This window comes from Streptomyces sp. NPDC002574, from assembly GCF_042889545.1.
Classification (GTDB): Bacteria; Actinomycetota; Actinomycetes; order Streptomycetales; family Streptomycetaceae; genus Actinacidiphila.
The window spans coordinates 503,075-525,933 of sequence record NZ_JBIARB010000007.1; the positions used below are offsets into that span (position 1 = coordinate 503,075).

24 protein-coding genes are annotated in these 22,859 nt (G+C 73.6%); 10 read left to right on the top strand and 14 right to left on the bottom strand.

Annotation, left to right across the window (positions count from 1 at the left end; translation table 11 throughout):
* Window positions 1-47: 47 nt before the first annotated feature.
* The 8 genes from ACFYXS_RS19860 to pdhA all read right to left on the bottom strand — a co-directional run bounded on the left by ACFYXS_RS19860 (window position 48) and on the right by pdhA (window position 8,424).
* Complete coding sequence (locus tag ACFYXS_RS19860; protein ID WP_389249768.1) at window positions 48-404, bottom strand: hypothetical protein; 357 nt, start codon at window positions 402-404, stop codon at window positions 48-50.
* Between the two features lie 51 nt (window positions 405-455).
* Window positions 456-1,427, bottom strand: a complete 972-nt coding sequence (locus tag ACFYXS_RS19865; protein ID WP_389249770.1) for an NAD(P)H-quinone oxidoreductase — start codon at window positions 1,425-1,427, stop codon at window positions 456-458.
* A gap of 10 nt (window positions 1,428-1,437) precedes the next feature.
* The gene (locus ACFYXS_RS19870) at window positions 1,438-2,451 is read right to left on the bottom strand and encodes a potassium channel family protein (RefSeq protein WP_389249894.1); all 1,014 of its coding nucleotides are present in this window, start codon (window positions 2,449-2,451) and stop codon (window positions 1,438-1,440) included.
* Window positions 2,452-2,582: 131 nt separating this feature from the next.
* Complete coding sequence (locus ACFYXS_RS19875; RefSeq protein ID WP_389249772.1) at window positions 2,583-4,025, bottom strand: molybdopterin molybdotransferase MoeA; 1,443 nt, start codon at window positions 4,023-4,025, stop codon at window positions 2,583-2,585.
* Complete coding sequence (locus tag ACFYXS_RS19880; RefSeq protein WP_389249774.1) at window positions 4,022-4,924, bottom strand: NTP transferase domain-containing protein; 903 nt, start codon at window positions 4,922-4,924, stop codon at window positions 4,022-4,024. The genes ACFYXS_RS19875 and ACFYXS_RS19880 overlap by 4 nt, the downstream gene beginning before the upstream one ends.
* A gap of 28 nt (window positions 4,925-4,952) precedes the next feature.
* Window positions 4,953-6,305 (bottom strand): dihydrolipoamide acetyltransferase family protein, encoded by a 1,353-nt coding sequence (locus ACFYXS_RS19885; RefSeq protein ID WP_389249776.1) that lies wholly within the window; start codon window positions 6,303-6,305, stop codon window positions 4,953-4,955.
* Window positions 6,305-7,327: an alpha-ketoacid dehydrogenase subunit beta gene (locus ACFYXS_RS19890; RefSeq protein WP_389249778.1), complete on the bottom strand. Its 1,023-nt coding sequence runs from the start codon at window positions 7,325-7,327 to the stop codon at window positions 6,305-6,307. Before ACFYXS_RS19890 ends, ACFYXS_RS19885 begins: the two co-directional genes overlap by 1 nt.
* Window positions 7,324-8,424, bottom strand: a complete 1,101-nt coding sequence (gene pdhA, locus ACFYXS_RS19895; protein ID WP_389249780.1) for a pyruvate dehydrogenase (acetyl-transferring) E1 component subunit alpha — start codon at window positions 8,422-8,424, stop codon at window positions 7,324-7,326. The genes ACFYXS_RS19890 and pdhA overlap by 4 nt, the downstream gene beginning before the upstream one ends.
* A 151-nt stretch (window positions 8,425-8,575) precedes the next feature.
* Here pdhA and ACFYXS_RS19900 point away from each other — a divergent pair, with 151 nt between their 5' ends.
* Entirely contained in the window at window positions 8,576-9,127 is a 552-nt protein-coding gene (locus ACFYXS_RS19900; protein ID WP_389249782.1) for an Lrp/AsnC family transcriptional regulator, read from the top strand.
* Here ACFYXS_RS19900 and ACFYXS_RS19905 read toward each other — a convergent pair.
* Genes ACFYXS_RS19905 through ACFYXS_RS19915 form a run of 3 tightly spaced genes read right to left on the bottom strand, consistent with a single transcriptional unit; the run spans window position 9,124 to window position 12,095 of the window.
* Entirely contained in the window at window positions 9,124-9,861 is a 738-nt protein-coding gene (locus tag ACFYXS_RS19905) for an alpha/beta hydrolase family protein (RefSeq protein ID WP_389249784.1), read from the bottom strand. The two genes, ACFYXS_RS19900 and ACFYXS_RS19905, sit on opposite strands and share 4 nt — an antisense overlap.
* 42 nt (window positions 9,862-9,903) lie before the next feature.
* Window positions 9,904-10,557, bottom strand: coding sequence for a TetR/AcrR family transcriptional regulator (locus ACFYXS_RS19910; RefSeq protein ID WP_389249786.1), 654 nt, complete (start codon window positions 10,555-10,557; stop codon window positions 9,904-9,906).
* A complete protein-coding gene (locus tag ACFYXS_RS19915) occupies window positions 10,554-12,095 on the bottom strand; it encodes a 3-hydroxyacyl-CoA dehydrogenase (protein WP_389249789.1) in 1,542 nt (513 codons plus the stop codon). Before ACFYXS_RS19915 ends, ACFYXS_RS19910 begins: the two co-directional genes overlap by 4 nt.
* A gap of 134 nt (window positions 12,096-12,229) precedes the next feature.
* On the opposite strand from ACFYXS_RS19915, the gene paaN reads away from it, so the two are divergent.
* Complete coding sequence (gene paaN, locus ACFYXS_RS19920) at window positions 12,230-13,906, top strand: phenylacetic acid degradation protein PaaN (protein ID WP_389249791.1); 1,677 nt, start codon at window positions 12,230-12,232, stop codon at window positions 13,904-13,906.
* A 40-nt stretch (window positions 13,907-13,946) separates the two neighbouring features.
* Here paaN and ACFYXS_RS19925 read toward each other — a convergent pair whose 3' ends face one another.
* Complete coding sequence (locus tag ACFYXS_RS19925; protein WP_389249793.1) at window positions 13,947-14,510, bottom strand: CGNR zinc finger domain-containing protein; 564 nt, start codon at window positions 14,508-14,510, stop codon at window positions 13,947-13,949.
* A 123-nt stretch (window positions 14,511-14,633) separates the two neighbouring features.
* Here ACFYXS_RS19925 and ACFYXS_RS19930 point away from each other — a divergent pair, with 123 nt between their 5' ends.
* The 3 genes from ACFYXS_RS19930 (at window position 14,634) to ACFYXS_RS19940 (ending at window position 16,911) form a co-directional block, all read left to right on the top strand.
* Window positions 14,634-15,095 carry a VOC family protein gene (locus ACFYXS_RS19930; RefSeq protein WP_389249795.1) on the top strand — a complete coding sequence of 154 codons (462 nt, stop codon included), beginning with the start codon at window positions 14,634-14,636 and terminating at the stop codon, window positions 15,093-15,095.
* 78 nt (window positions 15,096-15,173) lie between these two features.
* The gene (locus ACFYXS_RS19935; RefSeq protein ID WP_389249797.1) at window positions 15,174-16,091 is read left to right on the top strand and encodes a pyridoxamine 5'-phosphate oxidase family protein; all 918 of its coding nucleotides are present in this window, start codon (window positions 15,174-15,176) and stop codon (window positions 16,089-16,091) included.
* 22 nt (window positions 16,092-16,113) lie between these two features.
* A complete protein-coding gene (locus ACFYXS_RS19940; protein ID WP_389249799.1) occupies window positions 16,114-16,911 on the top strand; it encodes a TrmH family RNA methyltransferase in 798 nt (265 codons plus the stop codon).
* Here the strand turns inward: ACFYXS_RS19940 and ACFYXS_RS19945 are convergent.
* A complete protein-coding gene (locus ACFYXS_RS19945) occupies window positions 16,892-18,241 on the bottom strand; it encodes an HTTM domain-containing protein (RefSeq protein WP_389249801.1) in 1,350 nt (449 codons plus the stop codon). The two genes, ACFYXS_RS19940 and ACFYXS_RS19945, sit on opposite strands and share 20 nt — an antisense overlap.
* Window positions 18,238-18,915, bottom strand: a complete 678-nt coding sequence (locus ACFYXS_RS19950) for a DUF5819 family protein (RefSeq protein WP_389249803.1) — start codon at window positions 18,913-18,915, stop codon at window positions 18,238-18,240. The genes ACFYXS_RS19945 and ACFYXS_RS19950 overlap by 4 nt, the downstream gene beginning before the upstream one ends.
* 335 nt (window positions 18,916-19,250) lie before the next feature.
* Between ACFYXS_RS19950 and paaA the strand changes: the two genes are divergently transcribed.
* Genes paaA through ACFYXS_RS19975 form a run of 5 tightly spaced genes read left to right on the top strand, consistent with a single transcriptional unit; the run spans window position 19,251 to window position 22,835 of the window.
* Window positions 19,251-20,255, top strand: coding sequence for a 1,2-phenylacetyl-CoA epoxidase subunit PaaA (gene paaA / locus ACFYXS_RS19955; protein WP_389249805.1), 1,005 nt, complete (start codon window positions 19,251-19,253; stop codon window positions 20,253-20,255).
* On the top strand, window positions 20,252-20,545 hold the full coding sequence (gene paaB, locus ACFYXS_RS19960) for a 1,2-phenylacetyl-CoA epoxidase subunit PaaB (protein ID WP_319663289.1): 294 nt from the start codon (window positions 20,252-20,254) through the stop codon (window positions 20,543-20,545). Before paaA ends, paaB begins: the two co-directional genes overlap by 4 nt.
* The gene (paaC, locus tag ACFYXS_RS19965; protein WP_389249807.1) at window positions 20,542-21,258 is read left to right on the top strand and encodes a 1,2-phenylacetyl-CoA epoxidase subunit PaaC; all 717 of its coding nucleotides are present in this window, start codon (window positions 20,542-20,544) and stop codon (window positions 21,256-21,258) included. Before paaB ends, paaC begins: the two co-directional genes overlap by 4 nt.
* Window positions 21,252-21,755, top strand: coding sequence for a 1,2-phenylacetyl-CoA epoxidase subunit PaaD (gene paaD / locus ACFYXS_RS19970; RefSeq protein ID WP_389249808.1), 504 nt, complete (start codon window positions 21,252-21,254; stop codon window positions 21,753-21,755). The genes paaC and paaD overlap by 7 nt, the downstream gene beginning before the upstream one ends.
* Complete coding sequence (locus ACFYXS_RS19975) at window positions 21,756-22,835, top strand: 2Fe-2S iron-sulfur cluster-binding protein (RefSeq protein ID WP_389249810.1); 1,080 nt, start codon at window positions 21,756-21,758, stop codon at window positions 22,833-22,835.
* Window positions 22,836-22,859: the final 24 nt, after the last annotated feature.

Genomic DNA, 22,859 nt, shown 5'->3' on the forward strand with positions numbered 1-22,859 from the left:
GGACCGGACACGCCGCCCGCGGCGTACGCCGTGCGCATCGGCCTGCCTCAGCGTCCGCGCCGCAGCCGCCACCCCAGGAACCCCAGGCCCAGGCCGATCAGGAGGAGCCCCGCTCCCAGCGGCAGCACCTCCAGCACCCGCCCCGTGGGGCTCGGCACGGCCTCGGGACCGGAGGTCTCCCCGTCGTCGAAGACCTGTTGCGGCCCCTGCGACACCGGCTGCCCGCTCGGCTCCACCGGCGGGCGCTCCGGGCGGCCGGGATGCCGCCGCCCCTCGCCGGGCACGCTCCCGGCCAGGCCGGCCGTGGGCGAGGCGCTCGGACCGGGGCCGGGAGCGGCGGCCCCGGTGACGCCGAGCCCGGCGACGACGGCGGAGGCAGCCGCCACCGCACGTCGCCAGTCCATGCGCCCAGCGTCACACGGGGGCCGGGCCCGGGCACCCCGGGGCCCACCCGCCTAGACCGTCAGAAGGACCTTGCCCACGTGGGAGCTCTCCTCGACCACGCGGTGCGCCTGCGCGGCCTGCCCCATGGGGAGCACCCGGTCCACGACCGGGGCCACCGCGCCCGTCTCGAACAGCGGCCACACGTGCTCGCGGACGGCGGCGACGATCGCCGTCTTCTCCTCCAGCGGGCGCCCGCGCAGTGAGGTCGCCGTGACCGCGGCACGCTTGGCGAGCAGCTTGCCGAGGTTGAGCTCGCCCTGCACACCGCCCTGCAGGCCGATGACGGCCAGCCGGCCGTTCACCGCGAGGGCGTCGATGTTCCGGTCCAGGTACTTGGCGCCGATGATGTCGAGGATGACGTCCGCGCCGCCGAACACGTCCCGCACCGCCGGCACGAAGTCCTGGTCGTGGTAGTCGATCCCGAGGTCGGCGCCGAGCTCACGGCAGCGCTCCAGCTTGGCCGCGCTGCCGGCCGTGACGGCGACCTTCGCACCCACGGCCTTGGCCAGCTGGATCGCCATGGTGCCGATACCGCTGGAACCGCCGTGCACGAGCAGCGTCTCGCCCGGGCGCAGATGGGCCACCATGAAGACGTTCGACCACACCGTGCACACCACCTCCGGCAGGGCGGCCGCGTCCACGAGCGACACCCCCTTGGGGACGGGCAGCAACTGGCCGACCGGCACGGCGACCTTCTCCGCGTAGCCGCCGCCGGCCAGCAGGGCGCAGACCTCGTCGCCCACGGACCATCCGGTGACGCCGGGGCCGAGCGCGGCGACCCGCCCCGAGCACTCCAGGCCGGGGTATGGGGACGCGCCGGGCGGCGGGTCGTAGAAGCCCTGCCGTTGCAGCAGGTCGGCCCGGTTGACGGCGCTGGCCGCCACCTCGACCAGCACCTCGCCCTCGGCCGGTACGGGATCGGGGACCTCGGCCCAGACGAGCGCGTCCGGGCCGCCGGGTTCGGGGATCGTGATCGCATGCATGGAGCCGACGCTACCTCTGCCCGGGCGGAATCGGGTCCCTCCGGTCCACCCTGTGGATGACGATGACCCGGTCGGTCAGCTGGAGCACGGCCGCCTCGGAGTCGTCGTGGTCCAGCAGCCGGTGGCCGCGCTTGACGGCCACCACCAGGTCGCCGATCTCCCGCGGCGCGCGCCCGGCCTCGGCCTTGGTGACGGGACGCTCGATGAGGTCCAGGCCGCTGCCGTAGGTGATCAGCTCCTCCATCACCTCGCCCGCGCTGGGGCTCAGCATCGACATCCCGAGCAGCCGCCCCGCCGCCCCGGAACTGGTGACGACGGCGTTCGCCCCCGACTGCCGCAGCAGCGGGGCGTTCTCCTCCTCGCGAACGGAGGCGACGATGGTGATCCGCGGATTGAGCTGGCGCGCCGTCAGGGCGACCAGGACGGCGGTGTCGTCGCGCTGCGCGGCGATGATGAGCTCCTTGGCGCGCTGGATCTCCGCCCGCATCAGGACGCTGTTGCGCGTGGCGTCGCCCGTCACGCCGACGAAGCCGGCGGCCACCGCGGCGTCCACCGCCTTGGGTTCGGGGTCGACGACCACGATGTTCTTGGCGGGCACGCCGTGGCCGGTCAGCGTCCTGGCGGCGGACCGGCCCTTCGTGCCGTATCCGACGATGACGGTGTGGTCGCGCACCGAGGACCTCCAGCGCTGTTGGCGGTACTGCTCGCGGGTGCGCTCGGTGAGCACTTCGAGCGTGGTGCCGACCAGGATGATCAGGAAGAGCACGCGCAGCGGCGTCACCAGCAGCACATTGGTCAGCCGGGCGCCCGCGCTGTAGGGGACGATGTCGCCGTAGCCGGTGGTGGAGAGGGTGACGGTGGCGTAGTACAGGCAGTCGAGGAACGACATCGTGCCGCCCGCGTTGTCGTGGTACCCCCCGCGGTCGGCCCAGACGATGCCGACGGTGGCGAACAGGCAGGCCAGCGCGTACGCGAGACGCCGGCCGACCTGCCGCATCGGGCTGCGGGGGGCGGTGTGCGGCAGCCGGAGGAACTGCGCCCCGTCCTGGCCGCCCCGGACGTCGTGGCGTCCGCGCCGGGCGGGCCAGGGCCGGCGGCCCGGACCACCCGGTCCCGCCGGGTCGCCGGGACCGCCGGGACCGCCGGGCCCCGCGGTCACAGGCGCCCCCAGCCGGTCTCCAGCACGGCGGTGGTGTCGCCCTTGGCGGCCCCGCCGGGCGGGATCACGGCCATCCCGTCGGCGGTGGCGATGCCGCGCAGCATGGCCGGCCCGCTGAAGCGCAGCGGGACCGCCCGCGACTCCTCGTCCAGGATCACCGGCACCAGCCGGGTGTCCCTGGGGTGGCCGGGGACGTCGCCGGTGAGGCGGACCGCCGAGGGCACCGGCGCCGGCCGGCCCGCGAGCCTGCGCACCAGGGGCACGATCAGCGTGAGCACCCCGGAGACGGCCGCCAGGGGATTGCCCGGAAGGCCCACCAAGTAGCCTCCATCACCGAGCAGTTCGGCGAGCAGCATGGGATGGCCCGGCCGTACGGCGACACCGTCCACGAGCAGCCGCGCGCCGATGCGCGCGAGCACGGGGTGCACGAAGTCGACCGGGCCGCCCGCCGTGCCACCGGTGGTCACCACCAGATCGGCGCCGGACCCCGTGACGGCCTCGCACAGCAGGTCGGCGTCGTCCTTCAACCGGCGGGACGTGACGACGTCGGCACCCAGCGCGGCGAGCCAGGCGGGCAGCAACGGGCCCAGCGCGTCCCGCACCCGGCCGGAACCGGGCACGCCGCGGTCCAGCAACTCGTCGCCGATGACCAGGATCTCGACGGTCGGGCGGACCGTCACCTGCAGTTGGTCGTAGCCCGCCGCGGCGGCCAGGCCCAGCACGGCGGGCGTGACGAGGGCGCCGGTGGCCAGCAACTCGTCGCCGCTGCGGCACTCCTGGCCCCGCGGACGCACGTCCTGCCCGGGTCCGGGGCCGCCCCGGGTGGCGTGCAGCAGGCCGTCCGGGCCGAGGCGGCTGTACTCGCTGCGCAGCACGGCGGTCGTACCGGCCGGGAGCAGGGCGCCGGTGGCGATGCCGGTCGCGTGGCCGTCCGGCAGCGCGGCGAGGGCCCGTTCACCGGCGAGCACCCGGCCCTCGGGCCGCCAGGGGCCCGGTCCCGCGACGGCCCAGCCGTCCATCGCGGAGGTGTCGAAGGACGGCAGGTCGGTCAGCGCCACCAGCGGCTCGGCGAGTGCGCAGCCCAGGGCCTGGGCGAGCGGCCTGAGTTCGCGCCGGAGCGGCGAGCCCGCGGCAGCCGCGATACGGCGGGCCTCGGGCCAGGAGGTGTCGTCATGGGCGCGAGGAGGGTGCGGGCGATGCGGGGGATGCGGGATGTCGGTGTCCTGGGGGGCGTGGGGCGCCGGGGCGGTGCCGTCCGTGCGCGGGCTCGCCGCGGCGTACCGGAGGGGGCCGCGGCGCGCGTTGGCGAGGGCGAGGGCCTGCTCCAGTTCGTCGTCGACCGCCGCCTCGGCAGCCGCGAGGTCGACCGGTGGCGCGGTGTCCCGGCCGTCCCGGCCGTCCAGACCGCGGGCCCCGCCGGGCGCGCCTGGAACGCTCATGCCTCCGCTTCCCCGGTGTCCGCCTCCTTCGCCCAGCGTTCGGCCAGGTCGGCCGCGCGCCGGGCCGCCTCGGCGACGGCCTGCTCCCCGCCACCGGCCGCGGCGGCCGCGTAGCCGACCAGGAAGGTGGTCAGGGGCGCCGCGGGGCGCGCCACGCCGTGCGCGGCGTCGCGCGCGAGATCCAGCAGCACACCGGTGTCGACGTCGAGGTCGATGCCCAGTTCCGCCTTGACAGTGGCAATCCATTCATCCAGCACGGTCCCATGCTCCCTGATACGGGCCCTCGCTGTGGAGAGGTCGTCCCAGGTGTCGCAGTCGAAGGAGGCCCGTCCGGTGGGGTCGGCCAGCCTCAGCAGCCGCAGTTCCGCGGTGAGCAGACGCAGCGGCAGACCGGACAGGCCGCCGTGCTCGGCGGCGAGGAGGGCGATCTCCCGTCGCAGCGGCTCCGCGCGGTAGGCCGCCGCCAGCGGCTGGTCGCGGCCGTCCGGGTCGGTGAGGACGACACCGTCGTGGCCCTGCCCGCCGTCCGGCCCGCCGAGCGCCGCGAGCAGCGCCCGTACCGTCGCGGGGGACAGGAAGGGCAGGTCGGCGGCGAGCACCAGCACCACGTCGGCGGTCACACCCCCGCCCAGTCCCGCCGCGAGCGCGGGCAGCGGGCCGCCGCCGGGGGGTTCCTCACGGGCCCAGACGACCGGGCGGGCGGTCGCCCGGCGCGGGCCGACGACGACCGTCGTACCCGCGCCGGCGCACGCGTCCAGAACCCGGTCGATCAACGCCCTTCCCGCGACCGGCAGTCCGGGCTTGTCGGCCCCGCCGAGGCGCCGTGCGGCACCCCCGGCGAGGACGACCGCGTCGAAGGGCTCGTCATGGGGTACGGCCGCACCCGGCTGCGAAGTCATGCCCGGAGTATGGCCCCACGCGAGCCGCTCACACCCCCCGCAGCAGGACCGCAGGCTGCTCCACGCAGTCGGCGACGTAGCGCAGGAATCCGCCGGCGGTGCCGCCGTCGCACACCCGGTGGTCGAAGGTGAACGACAGCTGCACGACCTGACGCACCGCCAGCTCCCCCTGATGTACCCACGGCTTGGGCGCTATGCGGCCGACTCCCAGCATCGCGGCCTCGGGGTGGTTGATGATCGGCGTGGAGCCGTCGACGCCGAAGACGCCGTAGTTGTTGAGCGTGAAGGTGCCGCCGGTCAGTTCGGCCGGGGTCAGACGGCCGGTTCGCGCGGCCTCGGTGAGCCGGGCGATCTCCGCCGAGAGCTCCTCCGTGCTGCGCGCCTGCGCGTCCCGGACGACGGGGACGACCAGTCCGCGGTCGGTCTGGGCGGCGAAGCCCAGGTGCACCGCGGGCAGCCGGACGATCTCGCCGCGCTCGGTGTCCACCGTGGCGTTGAGGTCGGGGTGACGGGCGAGCGCGGCGGTGCAGATCCGCGCCAGCACGGCGAGGACGGACACCTTGGGACCGCCCGCCGCGTTCATCGCGGCCCGCGCCGCGAGCAGTTCGGTGGCGTCGGCGTCCACCCAGCACGTGGCGTCCGGGATCTCCCGGCGGCTGCGGCTGAGCTTCTCGGCGACGGCTCCCCGGATGCCCCTGAGCGGGATGCGGGTGCCCTCGGCGGCCGGCGTCGCGGCGGCGGCAGTCGCGGTCACCGGCTCGGCGGCCGCCGTGATGGCGCGCTCGACGTCCGCCCGCAGGATCAGCCCGTCGGGGCCGGTCCCCTTCAGCGCGCGCAGGTCGAGCCCGTGCTCGCGGGCGATGCGCCGCACCAGCGGCGAGATGACCGCCACCGGCCCGGTCACCCGGTCGTCCGCCACGAGGCTCGCGGCGGGGGCGGGCGCGACAGCCGGAGCCGGGGCGGACCGGGGGACGGTCGCCGTGACGGTCTGCGGGGCCGCGGGCGCGAAGGCCTGGCGGACCCGGCGACGCCGGGCCGCGGGGCCGCTCGTCCCGTACCCGACCAGGACGTTGCCCGAGCCGGAATCCCCGTTGGGGGAGGCTCCGTCGGCGCCGACGGGGACGGCCTCCTCATGGGACTCCACCGCGACGGTGATCAGCGGGCGTCCGACGTCGAGGGTCTCGCCCTCCTCGCCGAAGCGGGCGGTGACGACTCCCCCGTAGGGGCACGGCACCTCCACCACGGCCTTGGCCGTCTCCACCTCGACCACCGGCTGGTCGATGGCGACGACGTCACCGACCTGCACCATCCACCGCACGATCTCGGCCTCGGTCAGGCCCTCCCCGAGATCGGGCAGCGCGAACTCGCGGACGACGGCCATCACGCCCCCTCCCACTGCAGCCGGCCGACCGTGTCGAGGATGCGGTCGACACCGGGCAGGTGGTGCCGCTCCAGCATCGGCGGCGGATACGGGATGTCGAAGCCGGCGACCCGCAGGACCGGGGCCTCCAGGTAGTGGAAGCACCGCTCGGTGACCCGGGCGGCGATCTCCGCGCCGATGCCGCCGAAGCCGGAGGCCTCCTGGACCACCACCGCGCGCCCGGTGCGTCGCACCGACGCCGTCACCGTCTCGTCGTCGAAGGGCACCAGGCTGCGCAGGTCCACGACCTCCAGGTCCCAGCCCTCCTGCACGGCGGCCTCCGCGGCCTCCATGCAGACCGGCACCGAGGGGCCGTAGGTGATGAGCGTCGCCGAGCGGCCGGGACGCCGGACCACCGCCTTGCCGATCGGCGCGACCTCCTCCGGTGCCTCCGCCGTCCAGTCGGCCTTGGACCAGTACAGCCGCTTGGGCTCCAGGAAGATCACCGGGTCGTCGGAGGCTATCGAGGCGCGCAGCAGCCCGTAGGCGTCGGCGACGGTGGCCGGGGTGACGACGTGCAGACCGGGGGTGTGGGTGTAGTACGCCTCGGAGGAGTCGCTGTGGTGCTCGACGCCGCCGATGCCGCCGCCGAAGGGCACGCGGATGGTGATCGGCAGCGGCATCGTGCCGCGCGTCCGGTTGCGCATCCGGGCCACGTGGCTGACCAGTTGCTCGAACGCGGGGTAGGCGAACGCGTCGAACTGCATCTCGACGACGGGGCGCATGCCGTACATCGCCATCCCGACGGCCGTGCCGAGGATGCCGGCCTCGGCGAGCGGGGTGTCGGTGCAGCGGGTGTCGCCGAACTCCGCGGCGAGGCCGTCGGTGATGCGGAAGACGCCGCCGAGGGTGCCGATGTCCTCGCCGAAGAGATGGACGTCCGGGTCGTCGGCGAGGGCGTCGCGCAGGGCCCGGTTGAGGGCCTGCGCCATGGTCGCGGGCTTGCGCGCGGCGGCGACCGGGGTGGTGGTTGCGGTGCTCATGAGTGGGCCTCGGCCTCCAGCTCGGCCTGCAGCATCGCGGCCTGCTCCCGCAACTGCGGGGTGGGCTCGGCGTAGACGTGGGCGAACAGATCCATCGGGTCCAGGACCGGATCCTGGTTCATGCGCTCGCGCAGATCGGCGGCCATGGCCTCGGCGTCCTTCTCGGCCTGGGCGGTCAGCGCGTCGTCGAGCAGGTCGCGGGAGCGCAGCGCGCGCTCCATCACGGCGATCGGGTCGTGCTCGCGCCAGGCCTCGACCTCGGCGTCCTCGCGGTAGCGCGTGGCGTCGTCGGCGTTGGTGTGGGCGTCGATGCGGTAGGTGACGGCCTCCACCAGGGTGGGTCCGCCGCCCTCACGGGCGCGGGCGACGGCCTCGGTGAGCACGGAGTGCACCGCGGCTATGTCGTTTCCGTCCACGAGGCGGCCGGGCATCCCGTATCCGACGGCCTTGTGCGCCAGCGAGGGCGCGGCCGTCTGCTTGGCGAGGGGCACCGAGATGGCGAAGCCGTTGTTCTGCACGAAGAAGACCACGGGCGCGCGCCAGACGGCGGCGAAGTTGAGCGCCTCGTGGAAGTCGCCCTCGCTGGTGCCGCCGTCACCGACCATGGCGAGCGCCACCACGTCGTCACCCTTGAGGCGGGCGGCGTGCGCGAGACCGACCGCGTGCGGCAGCTGGGTGGCCAGCGGGGTGCTGAGGGGGGCGACGCGGTGCTCGTGCGGGTCGTAGCCGGTGTGCCAGTCGCCGCGCAGCAGCGTCAGCGCCTCGACGGGGTCGACGCCGCGGGCGACGGCGGCGAGGGTGTCGCGATAGCTGGGGAACAGCCAGTCCCGCGGCTCCAGGGCGAGCGCGGCGGCGACCTCGCAGGCCTCCTGACCGGTGCTGGAGGGGTACACGGCGAGCCGGCCCTGCTTCGTCAGCGCGGTGGCCTGCCGGTTGTACCGGCGGCCGCGCACCAGCTGTCCGTACATCGAGGTCAGGAGTCCTGCATCGAGGGCGCCGGCCGCCGGGGTGCCGAGCAGCCGGTACGGCTCGGCATCGGGCAGCAGCGGCGCCGGATCGGTGCGGGGGTGCCAGACAGGCTGGTCCAGGACGGTCATCGCGAGCACCTCCTCGTGGGCGTGTTCGTATCGGGGCAGCGGGTATCGCTTCCCCTACCGATTGTTCGGTCGCCGGAGGCATTTTGGCTACAGGTGTGTTCCGCCTGTGGACAAACGGTTCTGCACAGCCTGAGATGGAGCCAGTACGTCCATGCTAGGGAGGCTCGGGGGCGTGACGGATTCCCAAATTTCTCGGGGGACCTCCCCCGAAGGCCAGCCGGCCGCGGCGGCCGCGGCGGCCGACCCCGCCGCGGCGGTCCGGCCGCTGGACGCGATCGACCGCGCGATCCTGCGCTACCTGCAGGAGGACGGCCGGGCGTCGATACGGTCGGTCGCCGAGCGGGTCCACGTGTCGCGGGCGAACGCGTACGCCCGCATCAACCGGCTCATCGAGGACGGCGTCATCCGCGGCTTCACCGCCCGCGTCGACCACGAGCGGGCAGGCCAGGGAGCGTCCGCGTACATCACCTTGAAGATCGTCCAGAACTCCTGGCGCACCGTGCGGGAGAAGTTGATGGAGCTGCCGGGGGTGGCGCACATCGCCCTGGTCAGCGGGGACTTCGACGTGCTGATGCTGGTGCACACCCCGGACAACCGCAGCCTGCGGGAGTTGGTGCTCACCCGGATCCAGGCGGTGCCGGAGGTCCTCAGCAGCCGCACCCTGCTGGTCTTCGAGGAGACCGACCGCGTGCTGACCGACTAGCCGGCGCCGCCGCCCCCGCCCGCGTACTTCGCGAGAAAGTCCGTGACGGTGGCCCAGTTGGCGTCGTCGCTGAGCATGCCCACCCCGTGCATGGGACCGTTGACGATCTCCAGCCGGTTCTCGGGGGCCTTCTTCGTCGCCTTGTGCAGCGCCTTGCCCGCCTCGGCGAACTCGGTGTCACCGGCCGCGGCCATGTAGAGCACCGGCGCCGTCAGGCGCGGCACCGCCGAACCGGCGTCCGTCACCCCGTAGTACTCGGGGGCGGACAGCGAGACCACGGCGTCCACCGGCGGGCTCACCTCCACGGCTCCCGCCAGGACGCCCGTGCCGCCCTTGGACGCGCCCATGAGCAGTACGTGCCGTGCGCCCTTGGCGCGCAGCAGCTTCACCCCGCCGACGACCTCCGGGACCTCGCTCCCGTTGGAGTCGACGACCAGGACCCGGTAGCCGTCCTCGACGAGCAGGTCCGCCTGCGGCATCCACTGGCACAGGTCGCCGTCCGACTGGTGCATCAGCAGCACGGCGGCGTCGCCCTTGCCCCCGAGCCAGGCGTCCACCGGGTTTCCCTCGGTGTCGTCGTAGGACGTGCTCCCGGCCTTCGCCTGGGCCGCGGTGAGGCACCCGAAATCCTCCGGCGGCGTGGCCTCGGCGGCAGCCTTCCCGTCACCTCCGCCCCCGCACCCCGCGAGCAGCAGGACGGCGGTCAGCGGCGCGCACACACGGACTGCGACCATGAATGACATGGCCCTGAGCGTGAGGGTTGGACTAGACCAACGTCAAGGTATCCGCAGCCCGTCGAACGCCAGCCGCACCACGGCGTCCACGACCGCCGCGTCCTCCTGCTCCGCCGCTTCCGTCGGAGCCGCCGCGCCCTCCGCGCCCCCGGCGCCGGGCACGTGCGGCCGGTACCACTCGACCAGGGAGTTGATCATTCCGAAGAGCAGCCGGGTGGCGAGCCTCGGCGCCACGTCCACCCGCAGGTCGCCCTCCGCCACCGCGGACTTCAGCAGGTCGGCGACCCGGTGGTCGAACTCCCTGCGTCGCTCCAGGGCCCAGCGCTCGGTCTTGGTGTTGCCGCGTACCCGCAGCAGCAGGGTGACGTAGGGCAGCTCCGCCATCAGCACCTCGGTGGTGCGCCGCGTGACGTACTCCAGCCGCTCGACAGCGCGCCCGCGCCGCGCCTCCGGCTCCTCCAGGATGCCGAACAGTCCGTCCAGGGCACGCCCGACGGCCCGCTGCAGCAGCTCCTCCTTGCCCCGCACATGGTGGTAGATGGAGGACTTGGAGATACCGGCGGCCTGCGACAGATGCTCCATGGACGTGCCGTCGTAGCCGCGCTCGTTGAAGACCTGCACGGCGACGGCGAGCAGCGAGTCCGGGGTGTAGGTGTCCCGCTTCGGGGCGGGGGTGCCGCGCTGTGCCATGGTCATGATGAGAGCAGTCCCCTCTCGGCCGCCGCGCGGCGGTTCAGCAGGCGGGACGGGGCGTAACGGCCGCCGGGAAAGGCCTCGTGCAGATTGCGCAGCACCTCCACGACCCACGCCGGGCCCAGCTCGTCCCCCCACGCCAGCGGCCCGCGCGGGTAGTTCACGCCCATCCGCATCGCGGCGTCGATGTCCTGCGGCGAGGCCACGCCGCGGGCGACCGCGTCGGCCGCGAAGTCCACGAGCATCGCCACGGTACGGGCGACGATCATGCCCGGGGTGTCGTCGATGACGCTGACCTGCTTGCCCAGCGCCTGGAACAGCCCGATCGCGGCCTGCACCGTCTCCGGGCGGGCGGTGTCGGCCGGGGCGAGGGCGATACGGGTGGCGGCGCGGTAGTCCAGCGCCAGATCGAACTGCACCCAGTCGCCGCCCTGGTCCCGCACGGTGGGGTCCGGCGTGGCCGCGGCGCCGGTGGCCAGATGGAGCTGCCCGCCCCCGGGCAGCTCCAGGTAGGCGTCGAAGGGGTCGAAGAAGTCGCCGGCCACCACCTCGATGCCCGCCTCGGCGATCAGTTCGGGCAGCACACCGGCCGGCCCGGACGCGCTCATGCGCGTGGTCACCCGGGCGGGCGGCTTCTCCGGCCCGGCCGTGCGGGGCGCCGGCGGCGTCGCGCCCGGTGCGTGGTCGTACCAGCCGTGCCCCGCCTTGCGGCCCAGCCGCCCGGACTCCACCAGGCGGCGCTGCGCGAGGGACGGGGTGAACTTCGGGTCCTGGAAGAAGGAGTCCCAGACCGACCGTGTGACGGCCTCGTTCACGTCCTGGCCGATCAGGTCGGTCAGTTCGAAGGGCCCCATGCGGAAGCCGCCGCTCTCCCGCAGCACCGCGTCGATGGTCGCCGGGTCCGCGGCCCGCTCCTCGTACAGCCGGAACGCCTCGGCGTAGAACGGACGCGCGACGCGGTTGACGATGAAGCCCGGGGTGTCGGTGCAGCGCACCGGCGTCTTGCCCCAGGCGGCGGCGGTGTCGTACGCGACCTGGGCGGCCGCCTCGTCGGTGGCGGCGCCGGAGACCACCTCCACCAGGGGGAGCAGCGGCGCGGGGTTGAAGAAGTGCAGGCCCACGAAGCGGCCCGGCAGGCGCAGGGCGCCGCCCACGGCGGTGACCGACAGGGACGAGGTGTTGGTGGCCAGCAGGCAGTCCTCGGGAACCACGCTCTCCAGCGCGGTGAAGAGCTGCTGCTTGGCGCCGAGCTCCTCCAGGATCGCCTCGACCACCAGCGACACGCCCGCCAGGTCCTCGATCGCCTGCGCGGCGGCCAGCCGGCCGCGTGCCGCGTCGCGCTCCGCGGCGGTCATGCGGCCCTTCTCCACCAGCCGGTCCAGCCGCTCCGCTATGGCCCGCTCGGCCTGCTCAGCGCGGCCCGGCCCGGCGTCGTAGAGCCGTACCGAGTGGCCCGCGACCAGTGCGACCTGGGCGATTCCCTGGCCCATGGTGCCCGTGCCGACAACGGCGATCGTGCTGGATCGGTCAAGAGCGCTCATCGTCGCCTCTGCTCCTCGCCACTTGTCCACAGCTTCGGCAGGCCCCCTTGTCCCGACCGAACATTCGGTTAATCTAGCCGTGTTGCCAGCACCCTGCCCACCCGTAGCACCAGCTCGACGAGGAGTTGGCCCCCATGGCTGCCGTTCTCACCGCTGTCCCGCTGATCGAAAAGCATCGCGAGACGCTCGACAAGGCCCTCGAGGCAATCCGTACTCGCGAGTACTGGTCTCCGTACCCCGAGCACCCCAAGGCATACGCCGACGCCGAGACCGGCAAGGCCGCGTTCGACGCCCTCCACGGCACCCGCTTCGACCTGGACCAGCCCGGCACCGACGGCTGGACCGGCGGCGAGGTCTCCCCGTACGGCATCGAGCTCGGCGCGGAGTACCCGCATCCCGACGTGGACGTGCTGCTCCCCGCGATGCGGGCCGCGATGCCGGCCTGGCGCGAGGCCGGGCCCGAGACGCGCGCCCTGGTCTGCCTGGAGATCCTGGCGCGGATCAACGCGCGCACCACGGAGATGGCCCACGCGGTCATGCACACCTCCGGCCAGGCCTTCATGATGGCGTTCCAGGCCGGTGGCCCCCACGCCCAGGACCGCGGCCTGGAAGCCGTCGCGTACGCCTACGCGGAGCAGGTGCGCACCCCGGGCGCGGCCGAGTGGACCAAGCCGCAGGGCAAGCGGGACCCGCTGGTCCTGCGCAAGGAGTTCACCGCGGTGCCGCGCGGCGTCGCGCTGGTGATCGGCTGCAACACCTTCCCGACCTGGAACGGCTACCCGGGCCTGTTCGCCTCCCTGGCGACCGGCAACCCGGTCCTGGTCAAGCCGCACCCGCGGGCCGTGCTGCCGCTCGCGCTGACCGTGCGCATCGCGCGCGAGGTGCTCGCCGAGACCGGCTTCGACCCGAACCTGGTGTGCCTGGCCGCCGAGCGCCCCGGCGAGGGCCTGGCCAAGACGCTGGCCCTGCGGCCCGAGATCCGCATCATCGACTACACCGGCTCCACCGCCTTCGGCGACTGGCTGGAGGCCAACGCCCGCCAGGCGCAGGTCTACACCGAGAAGGCCGGCGTCAACACCGTCCTGATCGACTCCACGGACGACTACAAGGGCCTGCTGTCCAACCTGGCCTTCTCGCTGTCGCTCTACAGCGGTCAGATGTGCACCACCCCGCAGAACTTCCTCATCCCCCGTGACGGCGTCGCGACCGACGCCGGGCACAAGAGCTTCGACGAGGTGACGGCCGACCTGGCGGCGGCCGTGAGCGGCCTGCTCGGCGACGACGCCCGCGCCAACGCCCTGCTCGGCGCCCTGGTCAACCCCGACGTGAAGGCCCGGCTGGAGGCCGCAGCCTCCCTCGGCGAGGTCGCCCTCGCCTCGCGCGAGGTCGACCACCCCGAGTTCCCCGGCGCCGTGGTCCGCACCCCGCTGATGGTCAAGCTGGACGGCGCCAAGCCGGACGACGAGGCCGCCTACATGTCGGAGTGCTTCGGCCCGGTGTCCTTCGCCGTGGCCATGGACTCCACGGACGACGCGCTGGAGCTCCTGCGCCGCACGGTGCGCGAGAAGGGCGCGATGACGGTCGGCGCGTACACGACCTCCCCCGAGGTGGAGCGGAAGGCCGAGGAGGTCTGCCTGGAGGAGGCCGCCCAGCTCTCCCTCAACCTGACCGGCGGGGTGTACGTGAACCAGACGGCCGCGTTCTCCGACTTCCACGGCTCCGGCGGCAACCCGGCCGCCAACGCCGCGCTGTGCGACGGCGCCTTCGTCGCGAACCGCTTCCGGGTCATCGAGGTCCGCCGCCCCGCCTGATCCGCGAGCCCGTACCACCGCCCCGTCCGGGGGAGCCCTGTCACTCCGGACGGGGCTCCTTTGTGCGCGCGTGGTGCCGCGACGCCTTGGCGCGGTTGCCGCACACCGCCATGGAGCACCAGCGGCGCCTGCGGTTCTGCGAGGTGTCGAAGAAATGCAGGATGCACCGGTCGTGGGCGCAGGCCCGGATCCGCGGCGGATCGGCGGCCAGCAGCCCCAGGTAGTCGTCGACGGCGATCCACGGTGCCCGCCAGGCCGGGAAGTCGGTCTCGACCTCCTCCGCCGGACGTCCGTCCGGGCCGACGAAGCGCCGGACCCGCCCGTGGGCGAGCACGGCGTTCAGCCCGTCCAGCGCCGCGGGCGACGGCGCCCCGGGATCGCGCACCGCCACCGCGAGCGCCTCACGAGCGGCGAGCGCGGCCTCCAGTGCCGCCGCGTCGTCCGGGCAGCGCCCCGCCAGCCCGTTCGCCTCCAGCCAGACCGTCAGGCCGCCGGGCCCTGTGAGCAGGTCCCGTACCTCGTCGCCGGCCGTCCAGCGCGTGTTGAGCAGGTCGAGCGAGACGGGTTCCCCGAGCAGCGGGCGCGGATCGATCACGGACGGCATGGCCTCACTCTAACCCTTTCGGCGGCTGATACCGGTTGACTCCTTCCAGGCTAACCCTTATGTTCGTAAAGAACGGTTAGCCTGGACGGGCCGGGCGACCACGGCCGAGGGAGCCACCGCCCCATGTCCACAGCCGCCGCACCCGCCTCCCTGCGCACGGGCCACGTCGGCCTCAACGTGACGGACCTCGACCGATCCGTCGCCTTCTACCAGCGGGTCTTCGGATTCGAGGCCGCCGAGGGCGCCGACGGGGACCGCCGCTGGGCCTTCCTGTCCCTGGGCGACACCCTCGTCCTGACCCTGTGGCAGCAGAGCGAGGGCGACTTCGCCGTCTCCCGGCCGGGCCTGCACCACCTGTCCTTCCGGGTCGGTTCGGTCGAGGAGGTCCGCGCCGCCGAGGACGTCCTGCGCGGGCTCGGCGCCTCCTTCGCCCATGAGGGCGTGGTCCCCCACCGGGAGGGCGGCTCGTCCGGCGGCATCTTCTTCGCCGACCCGGACGGCATCCGGCTGGAGATCTTCACCGACTCCGGCGCCGACACCGCCCCGGCACCCCATGAGGCCGCCCCCACGTGCGGCTTCTTCTGACCGCACGATCGCGCGACCGCGCCGAGAGCCCGCGCGTACGTCCCGATCCGGCCCGCCCCACCCAGGAAGGACCCCGGCATGGCGACAGCCCCGACCAGCACGTACCACCCCGGCGAACGGGCCGTGCAGGCCCGCGCCGGCGTCCTCGTCCGCGCCGACCACGTCGGGCGCGGCATCCGTGACGACGTGCCGGCCGTCGCCGCGGCCTTCCTGGAACAGCGAAGGATGATCGTCGTCGGCGCCGCAGACCAGCGGGGACGTTTGTGGGCCTCGCTGCTGACCGGCTCTCCCGGCTTCGTGCGCTCCCCCGACGTGCACACGCTCACCGTCGCCGCCCGGCCGCACCCCGACGACCCGCTGGCCGCGACCCTCGGCGGCCCGGCCCGCGTCGGGCTCATCGCCGTCGAGCCGGAGACCCGCCGGCGCATGCGGGTCAACGGCAGCGCCCGCCCCGACGGCGACGGCCTGCTGATCCGCGCCGAGCAGGTGTACGCCAACTGCCCCAAGTACATCCAGCGCCGCGAGCTGACGGCCGCGGGGCTGCCCCCGGCGACCGGCGGCACGGTCACGCGCGGCACCGGGCTCACCGCCGCCCAGCAGGACCGGATCCGCGCCGCGGACACCTTCTTCGTCGCGACGGCCGGCCCCGACGGTGCCGCCGACGCCTCCCATCGCGGCGGCGACCCCGGCTTCGTGAAGGTGACCGACGGCAACCGGCTGCGCTGGCCGGACTACAGCGGCAACTCCATGTTCATGACGCTGGGCAACATCACCACCAGGCCCGCCACCGGACTGCTCTTCCCCGACTGGAAGACCGGCGGCGTCCTCATGCTGACCGGTACGGCGCGCGTCGACTGGGACGGCGACCCGGACGGCGAGGACGGGCGCGGAGTGGACTTCACGGTCGCCGAAGTCGTCGAGCTGCCCGGCCTCAGCACCCTGCGCTGGGGCAGCCCCGAGTTCTCCCCCGCCAATCCGCCGGTCCGGGACGTCTGAGCGCTGCCCCTAGGCTGAGGCCATGAGCACGGACGACACCCGGCGGATCACCCGGGAATGGCGGGAGGCCGCCCCCGGGGCCGTCCTGCTGGACGGCTTCCACGCGCTGAAGCACGCCCTGCGCTTCGGAGCCCGGATCCACACCGTGCTCACGTCCGACAAGGCCGCGGTCCTGGCCCTGGCGGCCGATCTGGCCGAGGACGTCGCCGCGGCCGTCGGAGCCCTGGCCGTCGAGGTCCCGGCCGCCGCCCTGCGCGAACTGGTGCCCCGGATCCACCCCACGGGCATCGCGGCGCTCGCCTCGCGCCCGGACCGGGAGGCGAATCTGCGCGTCCTGTCCGGGCAACCCCGCCGGGCGCCCGTCGTCGTCCTCGACGACCCGCGCAACCTCGGGAACGTCGGCGCCGTCATCCGTCTCGCGGCCGGCTTCGGCGCCACCGGCGTGGTCACCGTCGGCGGCCCCGACGACCTGGACCCCTGGCACCCGAACGTCGTCCGGGCCGGGGCCGGCCTGCACTACGCGACCGCCGTGGAGCGCCTGCCCCTCGACGCACTGCCCCCGGGCCCGCTCTACGTGCTGGACCCCGAGGGCGAGGACATCCGCCGCGTGCCCCTCCCCGACGACGCGCTGCTGGCCTTCGGCTCGGAGCGGCACGGGATCTCGCCCGGCCTGCGGGACCGGGCCACCCGGCTGCTGGCCGTGCCCATGCGCCCCCAGGTCTCCAGCTTCAACCTCGCGACCACGGTCGGCATGGCCCTGTTCCACTGGCTGCCGGACCCGGCCTCCGGGGCCGCCGGCGTCACACCGGCAGGTCCGTAGGCGCGGGCTCCGCGCCCGGCTCCGCGCGGCCGCGGCCGGGACCCGGCACCATGGCGCGCTCGCCGGTACCGGCGCGGCCCGCCGGGCCGCGGCGGGCCGGCCGGCCCAGGCGGTCGCCCGTCCAGCGCAGGAAACCCGTGGGCAGGAAGACCGCGTCGGCCGCGATCATCGCCATCGAGAAGAACGGCAGGCCGAGAAGGAACGCGATCGAGGCGTGCTCGACGATCATCAGCGCGAGCAGGGCGTTCTTCACGCGGCGGTTGAAGAGGGTGAACGGGAAGGCGACCTGGACGATCACCGTCCCGTACGTGATCACCATGACCATCAGGCCGCTGCTCGCCATGGCGTGCGACAGCTCCGGCCACGGGCTGAAGTCGTCCAGGTGGAGCGGGTAGTACAGCGCGGTGCCGTCCTGCCAGCGCGACCCCTGGATCTTGTACCAGCCGGCGGTCGCGTAGATCAGACACACCTCGACGACGATGACCAGCATCGCCGCGTTGTGCGTGATGTTGGCGAACACGTCCAGGAGCGTGCGGGGCTCGCCGGGCGCCCAGCGGCGCACCGCCCACCACACGGCCTGCAGCAGCAGGACGCCCCACAGGAACGGGGTCCAGCCGAGCCACGGCAGCATCCCGTCCGTCCAGGTCAGGCCGGTGCGGCCGAGCAACTGGGCGATCAGGAGGAACATCCCCAGCACGCCCCACAGGGCGATCCCGGCGGCGTCGCCGTCCCGCTCGTCCCGGCCCCGCGCGCGCCGGCGGGCGTCGAGCGACCACACCTGGCCGCAGCGGGTGAAGACCAGGTAGATCGCCATCAGGTGGACGACGTTGTCGCCGCCGTCGCCCATGAACACGCTGCGGTTCTGCAGCGACAGCACGCCGACCATGAACAGCAGCGACGCGGTCCTGGTCCGCCAGCCCAGCAGCAGCATGGCGCTCGCGGCGATGGAGGCGGCGTAGACGAACTCGAACCAGACCCTGCCGTCGCCCCACAGCAGGACGGTGAAGGCGTGGTTGTCCGCGATCAGCCGGCTCGCCTGGTCGTAGCCCCACACGCCGTCGGGTCCGTAGAGCTCGTGGCGGTGCGGGAACTCGCGGAGGAGGAACAGCAGCCAGGTCAGCGCCATGCCGATCCGGACCACGGCGCTCTGGTACGGGCCGATGGCGGTGCCGGTGACGCGGACGAGGGCGCGGGTCAGGCCGCGGTCGGCCGCGGTGGCCAGGCCCGTGAAGGGCGACGGCACCGCGGACGGATCCTGAGCGGGCGCGGGTGCCGAGGTGGGCGCGGGGGAGTCGACGGAGTGGTCCGGGGTGGGCACGGGCTCGATCACGACGCGTCCTCCTGCCCCGCGGCGACGGCCTGGTCCCGCGAAGTGACGTTCCACCACGGGAGCACCTGGTAGCTGGTGCGCGTGTCGATGTTCTCGGGGCTCCACACCGGTGCCGCCACCGCTGTCGTACCGGTGCGCACCTGGACGCGTTCCACGTCGCCGCCCAGCTCGGGGCCGAGCCGTCGCTCCACGATCCGCTGCAGGTACTCCTGGCTGAGGTCGCCGCGCAGGCCGATCGGCTTGTTCTGGTCGCCGTGCGTGGTGCTGTAGAAGGTCCAGGCCCGGCGGAGCTCGTTCTGCTCGGTGTGGCTCGGGGCGATGTTGTGCCGGATCGCGACGATGTCCATGGCCGTGAGGTCGATCCAGCCGGTGGTCTGCGTGGTGACGTCGGGCTTGCGGACCTCGGCGCGCGCCCAGACGTGGATGTTCTGCTGGAGCGGGTTGGGAGCGAAGAGCTTCCAGTTCTGCTCGAACTCGGGGTAGACGTAGTCGCCGACCAGGTCGCCGTGCTGCTTGGAGAGCGTGTTCTGCGGGGCGACGTGCAGGAACACCATGAGGAGGTGCACGGCCACCGCGACCACCGCCGCGGCCAGCGCCAGCGCGACCGCGATCCGGGAGGGCCGCGACAGCGCGAATATCCCGGTCGCTCCCCCGGGCCCTTCGGGTGGCTCCATGGTGGCTCCCGCTCCTGTTCCGCGTGTTCCCTGCGTGTCCGACGTATCCGGTGCATCCAGTGCATCCGGCGCGTCCGGCGCGTCCGGCGTACCGCTGGGTCCACTCAGCACGGAACGGTACTCATGCCACACCTCGGCGGTACAGCCATCCCGGTCTTCGTCGGCTGATCGACGCTTCCCGGCGGCGCCTCGGGAGCGCGGCGCGAGCGCCACGACGGAGGCGGGGGCCACCTCCCGCGGGGTTCTCCACAGGCCCCGCCCGGCCTTGACACCCTCTCGGGCACCCCCGACCATTGAACCGAACGATCGGTCGGTCGGGAGGGAAGGGGCCTCGCATGACGACAGCGGCCACGGCCGGGGAGAGCACGGACACCGCGGAAACGGAATCCGGACTCCTCTCGGCATTCGACGCGGCGGTCGCCGCCGACGCGAGGATCGAGCCTCGCGACTGGATGCCGGACGCCTACCGGGCCACGCTGGTCCGGCAGATGGCACAGCACGCCCACTCCGAGATCATCGGCATGCAGCCGGAGGCCAACTGGATCACCCGTGCGCCCTCCCTGCGGCGCAAGGCCATCCTGATGGCCAAGGTCCAGGACGAGGCAGGCCACGGCCTCTACCTCTACAGCGCCACCGAGACCCTCGGCGTCAGCCGCGACGAGCTGCTCGACAAGCTCCACGCCGGCCGCCAGCGCTACTCCTCGATCTTCAACTACCCCACGCTGACCTGGGCCGACGTCGGCGCCATCGGCTGGCTCGTGGACGGCGCCGCGATCACCAACCAGGTGCCGCTGTGCCGCTGCTCCTACGGCCCGTACGCGCGCGCCATGATCCGCATCTGCAAGGAGGAGTCCTTCCACCAGCGCCAGGGGTACGAGCTGCTGCTCGCCCTCAGCAGGGGCACCGCCGAGCAGCACGCCATGGCGCAGGACGCCGTCGACCGCTGGTGGTGGCCCTCGCTGATGATGTTCGGTCCGCCGGACGGCGAGTCCGCCCACTCCGCGCAGTCCACCATCTGGAAGATCAAGCGGCACTCCAACGACGAGCTGCGTCAGCGCTTCGTGGACATCTGCGTCCCCCAGGCCGAGATCCTCGGCCTCACCCTCCCCGACCCCGACCTGCGGTGGAACGAGGAGCGCGGCGCCCATGACTACGGAGCCATCGACTGGACCGAGTTTCAGGAAGTCCTGCGCGGCAACGGGCCGTGCAACGAACAGCGCCTGACCCAGCGGCGCACCGCCCACGAAGAGGGCGCCTGGGTCCGTGAGGCGGCGGCCGCCCACGCGGCGAAGCAGCGAGCGGCCGGTCGTACGGCCGGGCACGAAGGGGGAGAGCGATGACGACCAGCGCCCAGGAGTGGCCGCTGTGGGAGGTCTTCGTCCGCAGCCGACGCGGACTGAGCCACACCCACGCCGGCAGCCTGCACGCCCCGGACGCCGCCATGGCGCTGCGGCAGGCCCGCGATCTGTACACCCGGCGCAGCGAGGGCGTGTCCATCTGGGTGGTCCCGTCCACCGAGATCACCGCCTCCTCGCCCGACGAGAAGGACCCCTTCTTCGCCCCGTCCGCCGACAAGCCCTACCGGCACCCGACCTTCTACGAGATCCCCGAGGGGGTGCAGCACCTGTGAAGGCCGCGATCGCACTGGGGGACGACGCGCTGGTACTCGCCCAGCGCCTGGGGGAGTGGGCGGGGCACGCCCCCGTCCTGGAGGAAGAGGTCGCCCTCGCCAACATCGCCCTCGATCTGCTGGGCCAGGCCCGCGTCCTGCTCTCCCTCGCCGGTGACGAGGACGAACTCGCCTATCTGCGCGAGGAGCGGGAGTTCCGCAACCTCCAGCTCGTCGAGCAGCCCAACGGCGACTTCGCCCACACCATCGCCCGCCAGCTCTACTTCTCCGTCTACCAGGAGCTGATGTACGGCGAACTGGCCCGCGCCCAGGGCGGCCCCGAGGTGGCCGACCTGGCCGCGCTCGCCGGCAAGGCCGTCAAGGAGGTCGCCTACCACCGCGACCACGCCGTCCAGTGGACCCTGCGCCTCGGCGACGGCACCGACGAGAGCCACGCACGGATGCAGCGCGCCCTGGACACCCTGTGGCGCTGCACAGGCGAGATGTTCCAGCCCGTCGAGGGTCTGCCGGTCTCCCTCCCGGAGCTGCGCGAACCGTGGCTCGCCGCGCTCACCGACGTCCTCGGGCGCGCCACGCTGACCCTCCCCGAGGGCCCCAGCGTGACGCCCTGGTCCGCCGGCGCCGGCCGGCAGGGCATCCACACCGAGCCGTTCGGCCGGATGCTCGCGGAGATGCAGCACCTCCACCGCGCACACCCGGGGGCGACATGGTGACCGCCGGCCTCAGCGCACTGGAGGCGGAGCTGCGCGCCGCCGTCGGCGCCGTCCCCGACCCGGAGCTGCCCGTCCTCACCCTGGAGGACCTCGGCATCCTGCGGGACGTGCACCTCACCGGCCCGGTCAGCGTCGAGGTCGAGCTCACGCCCACCTACACCGCCTGTCCCGCCCTGGACACCATGGCCGCGGACGTGACGCAGGTGCTGCGCGAGCGCGGCATGACCGAGGTGTCGGTCCGCACGGTGCTCTCACCGCCCTGGTCCACCGACGCGATCACCGACGAGGGCCGCCGCAAGCTCACCGAGTACGGCATCGCTCCCCCGCGCACGACCGCGCCCGGCGGCGGCCCGATACCCCTGGAGCTCACGGTGCGCTGCCCGCACTGCGGCTCCCTCGACACCGTCCTGCTCAACCGCTTCTCCTCCACCTCGTGCAAGGCGCTGCGCCGCTGCGAGAGCTGTCGCGAGCCGTTCGACCACTTCAAGGAGCTGTAGATGGCACCCGTCCCCGGGGCGCAAGGCGCCTTCCACCCGCTGCGGGTGGCGGAGGTCGACCGGCTCACGGACGACGCGGTGGCCGTCACCCTCGAAGTGCCCGAGGAACTGGGCGAGATCTACCGCTACACCCCCGGCCAGCACATCGCGCTGCGCCTCAGGGCCGACGGCCGCGAGATCCGGCGGACGTACTCGCTGTGCGACCCGGCGCCGCACGGAACCGCACCGCGCACCTTGCGGGTGGGCGTGCGGCTGGTGGAGGAGGGCGAGTTCTCGACCTTCGCCCACAAGGAACTGGCGGTGGGCGACCTGCTGGAGGCGATGAGTCCGGCCGGGCGCTTCGTCCTCCATCCGCGCCCGGGGCACTTCGCGGCGGTCGTCGGCGGCAGCGGGATCACCCCCGTGCTGTCGATCGTCTCCACCCTGCTGGCCCGGCAGCGGGAGGCCCGGTTCTGCCTGATACGCAGCGACCGGACCGCGGCGTCCACGATGTTCCTCGAAGAGGTCGCGGACCTGAAGGACCGTTACCCGGACCGTTTCCAGCTGGTCACCGTGCTCTCCCGCGAGGAGCAGCAGGCGGGGCTGCCGTCCGGCCGGCTCGACGAGGAGCGGCTGACCGGTCTGCTGCCGGCGCTGCTGCCGGTCGAGCGGATCGACGGCTGGTTCCTGTGCGGGCCCTACGGGCTGGTGCAGGGCGCCGAGCGGGCGCTGCGCGGCCTCGGGGTGGCCCGCGGCCGCATCCACGAGGAGATCTTCCACGTGGACGCCGCACCGGTGGCCGCCGCGGTCGCCGGTGTCCATGAGGGCGCCACCGTGCGGGCGACCCTCGACGGGCGTGCCGGCAGCTGGCCCTCGCAGGGCGGTGAGTCGGTGCTGGAGACCGTGCTGCGCAACCGGGCCGACGCCCCGTACGCCTGCAAGGGCGGGGTGTGCGGGACGTGCCGGTCCCGGCTGGTCTCCGGAGAGGTGCGGATGGACCGCAACTTCGCGCTGGAGCCCGAGGAGATCGAGGCGGGCTACGTACTGGCCTGCCAGTCGCACCCGGTCACCGCTTCGGTGGAGGTGGACTTCGACGCCTGACCTCGCGGCCGGGGAGACCCGGCC

Bases quoted from the DNA above. Each gene is read 5' to 3' on its own strand.
- ACFYXS_RS19860 (WP_389249768.1), bottom strand. From the start codon at position 404: ATGGACTGGCGACGTGCGGTGGCGGCTGCCTCCGCCGTCGTCGCCGGG.
- ACFYXS_RS19865 (WP_389249770.1), bottom strand. From the start codon at position 1,427: ATGCATGCGATCACGATCCCCGAACCCGGCGGCCCGGACGCGCTCGTC.
- ACFYXS_RS19875 (WP_389249772.1), bottom strand. From the start codon at position 4,025: ATGAGCGTTCCAGGCGCGCCCGGCGGGGCCCGCGGTCTGGACGGCCGG.
- ACFYXS_RS19880 (WP_389249774.1), bottom strand. From the start codon at position 4,924: ATGACTTCGCAGCCGGGTGCGGCCGTACCCCATGACGAGCCCTTCGAC.
- ACFYXS_RS19885 (WP_389249776.1), bottom strand. From the start codon at position 6,305: ATGGCCGTCGTCCGCGAGTTCGCGCTGCCCGATCTCGGGGAGGGCCTG.
- ACFYXS_RS19890 (WP_389249778.1), bottom strand. From the start codon at position 7,327: ATGAGCACCGCAACCACCACCCCGGTCGCCGCCGCGCGCAAGCCCGCG.
- pdhA (WP_389249780.1), bottom strand. From the start codon at position 8,424: ATGACCGTCCTGGACCAGCCTGTCTGGCACCCCCGCACCGATCCGGCG.
- ACFYXS_RS19900 (WP_389249782.1), top strand. From the start codon at position 8,576: ATGCTAGGGAGGCTCGGGGGCGTGACGGATTCCCAAATTTCTCGGGGG.
- ACFYXS_RS19905 (WP_389249784.1), bottom strand. From the start codon at position 9,861: ATGGTCGCAGTCCGTGTGTGCGCGCCGCTGACCGCCGTCCTGCTGCTC.
- ACFYXS_RS19910 (WP_389249786.1), bottom strand. From the start codon at position 10,557: ATGACCATGGCACAGCGCGGCACCCCCGCCCCGAAGCGGGACACCTAC.
- ACFYXS_RS19915 (WP_389249789.1), bottom strand. From the start codon at position 12,095: ATGAGCGCTCTTGACCGATCCAGCACGATCGCCGTTGTCGGCACGGGC.
- paaN (WP_389249791.1), top strand. From the start codon at position 12,230: ATGGCTGCCGTTCTCACCGCTGTCCCGCTGATCGAAAAGCATCGCGAG.
- ACFYXS_RS19925 (WP_389249793.1), bottom strand. From the start codon at position 14,510: ATGCCGTCCGTGATCGATCCGCGCCCGCTGCTCGGGGAACCCGTCTCG.
- ACFYXS_RS19930 (WP_389249795.1), top strand. From the start codon at position 14,634: ATGTCCACAGCCGCCGCACCCGCCTCCCTGCGCACGGGCCACGTCGGC.
- ACFYXS_RS19935 (WP_389249797.1), top strand. From the start codon at position 15,174: ATGGCGACAGCCCCGACCAGCACGTACCACCCCGGCGAACGGGCCGTG.
- ACFYXS_RS19940 (WP_389249799.1), top strand. From the start codon at position 16,114: ATGAGCACGGACGACACCCGGCGGATCACCCGGGAATGGCGGGAGGCC.
- ACFYXS_RS19950 (WP_389249803.1), bottom strand. From the start codon at position 18,915: ATGGAGCCACCCGAAGGGCCCGGGGGAGCGACCGGGATATTCGCGCTG.
- paaA (WP_389249805.1), top strand. From the start codon at position 19,251: ATGACGACAGCGGCCACGGCCGGGGAGAGCACGGACACCGCGGAAACG.
- paaB (WP_319663289.1), top strand. From the start codon at position 20,252: ATGACGACCAGCGCCCAGGAGTGGCCGCTGTGGGAGGTCTTCGTCCGC.
- paaD (WP_389249808.1), top strand. From the start codon at position 21,252: ATGGTGACCGCCGGCCTCAGCGCACTGGAGGCGGAGCTGCGCGCCGCC.
- ACFYXS_RS19975 (WP_389249810.1), top strand. From the start codon at position 21,756: ATGGCACCCGTCCCCGGGGCGCAAGGCGCCTTCCACCCGCTGCGGGTG.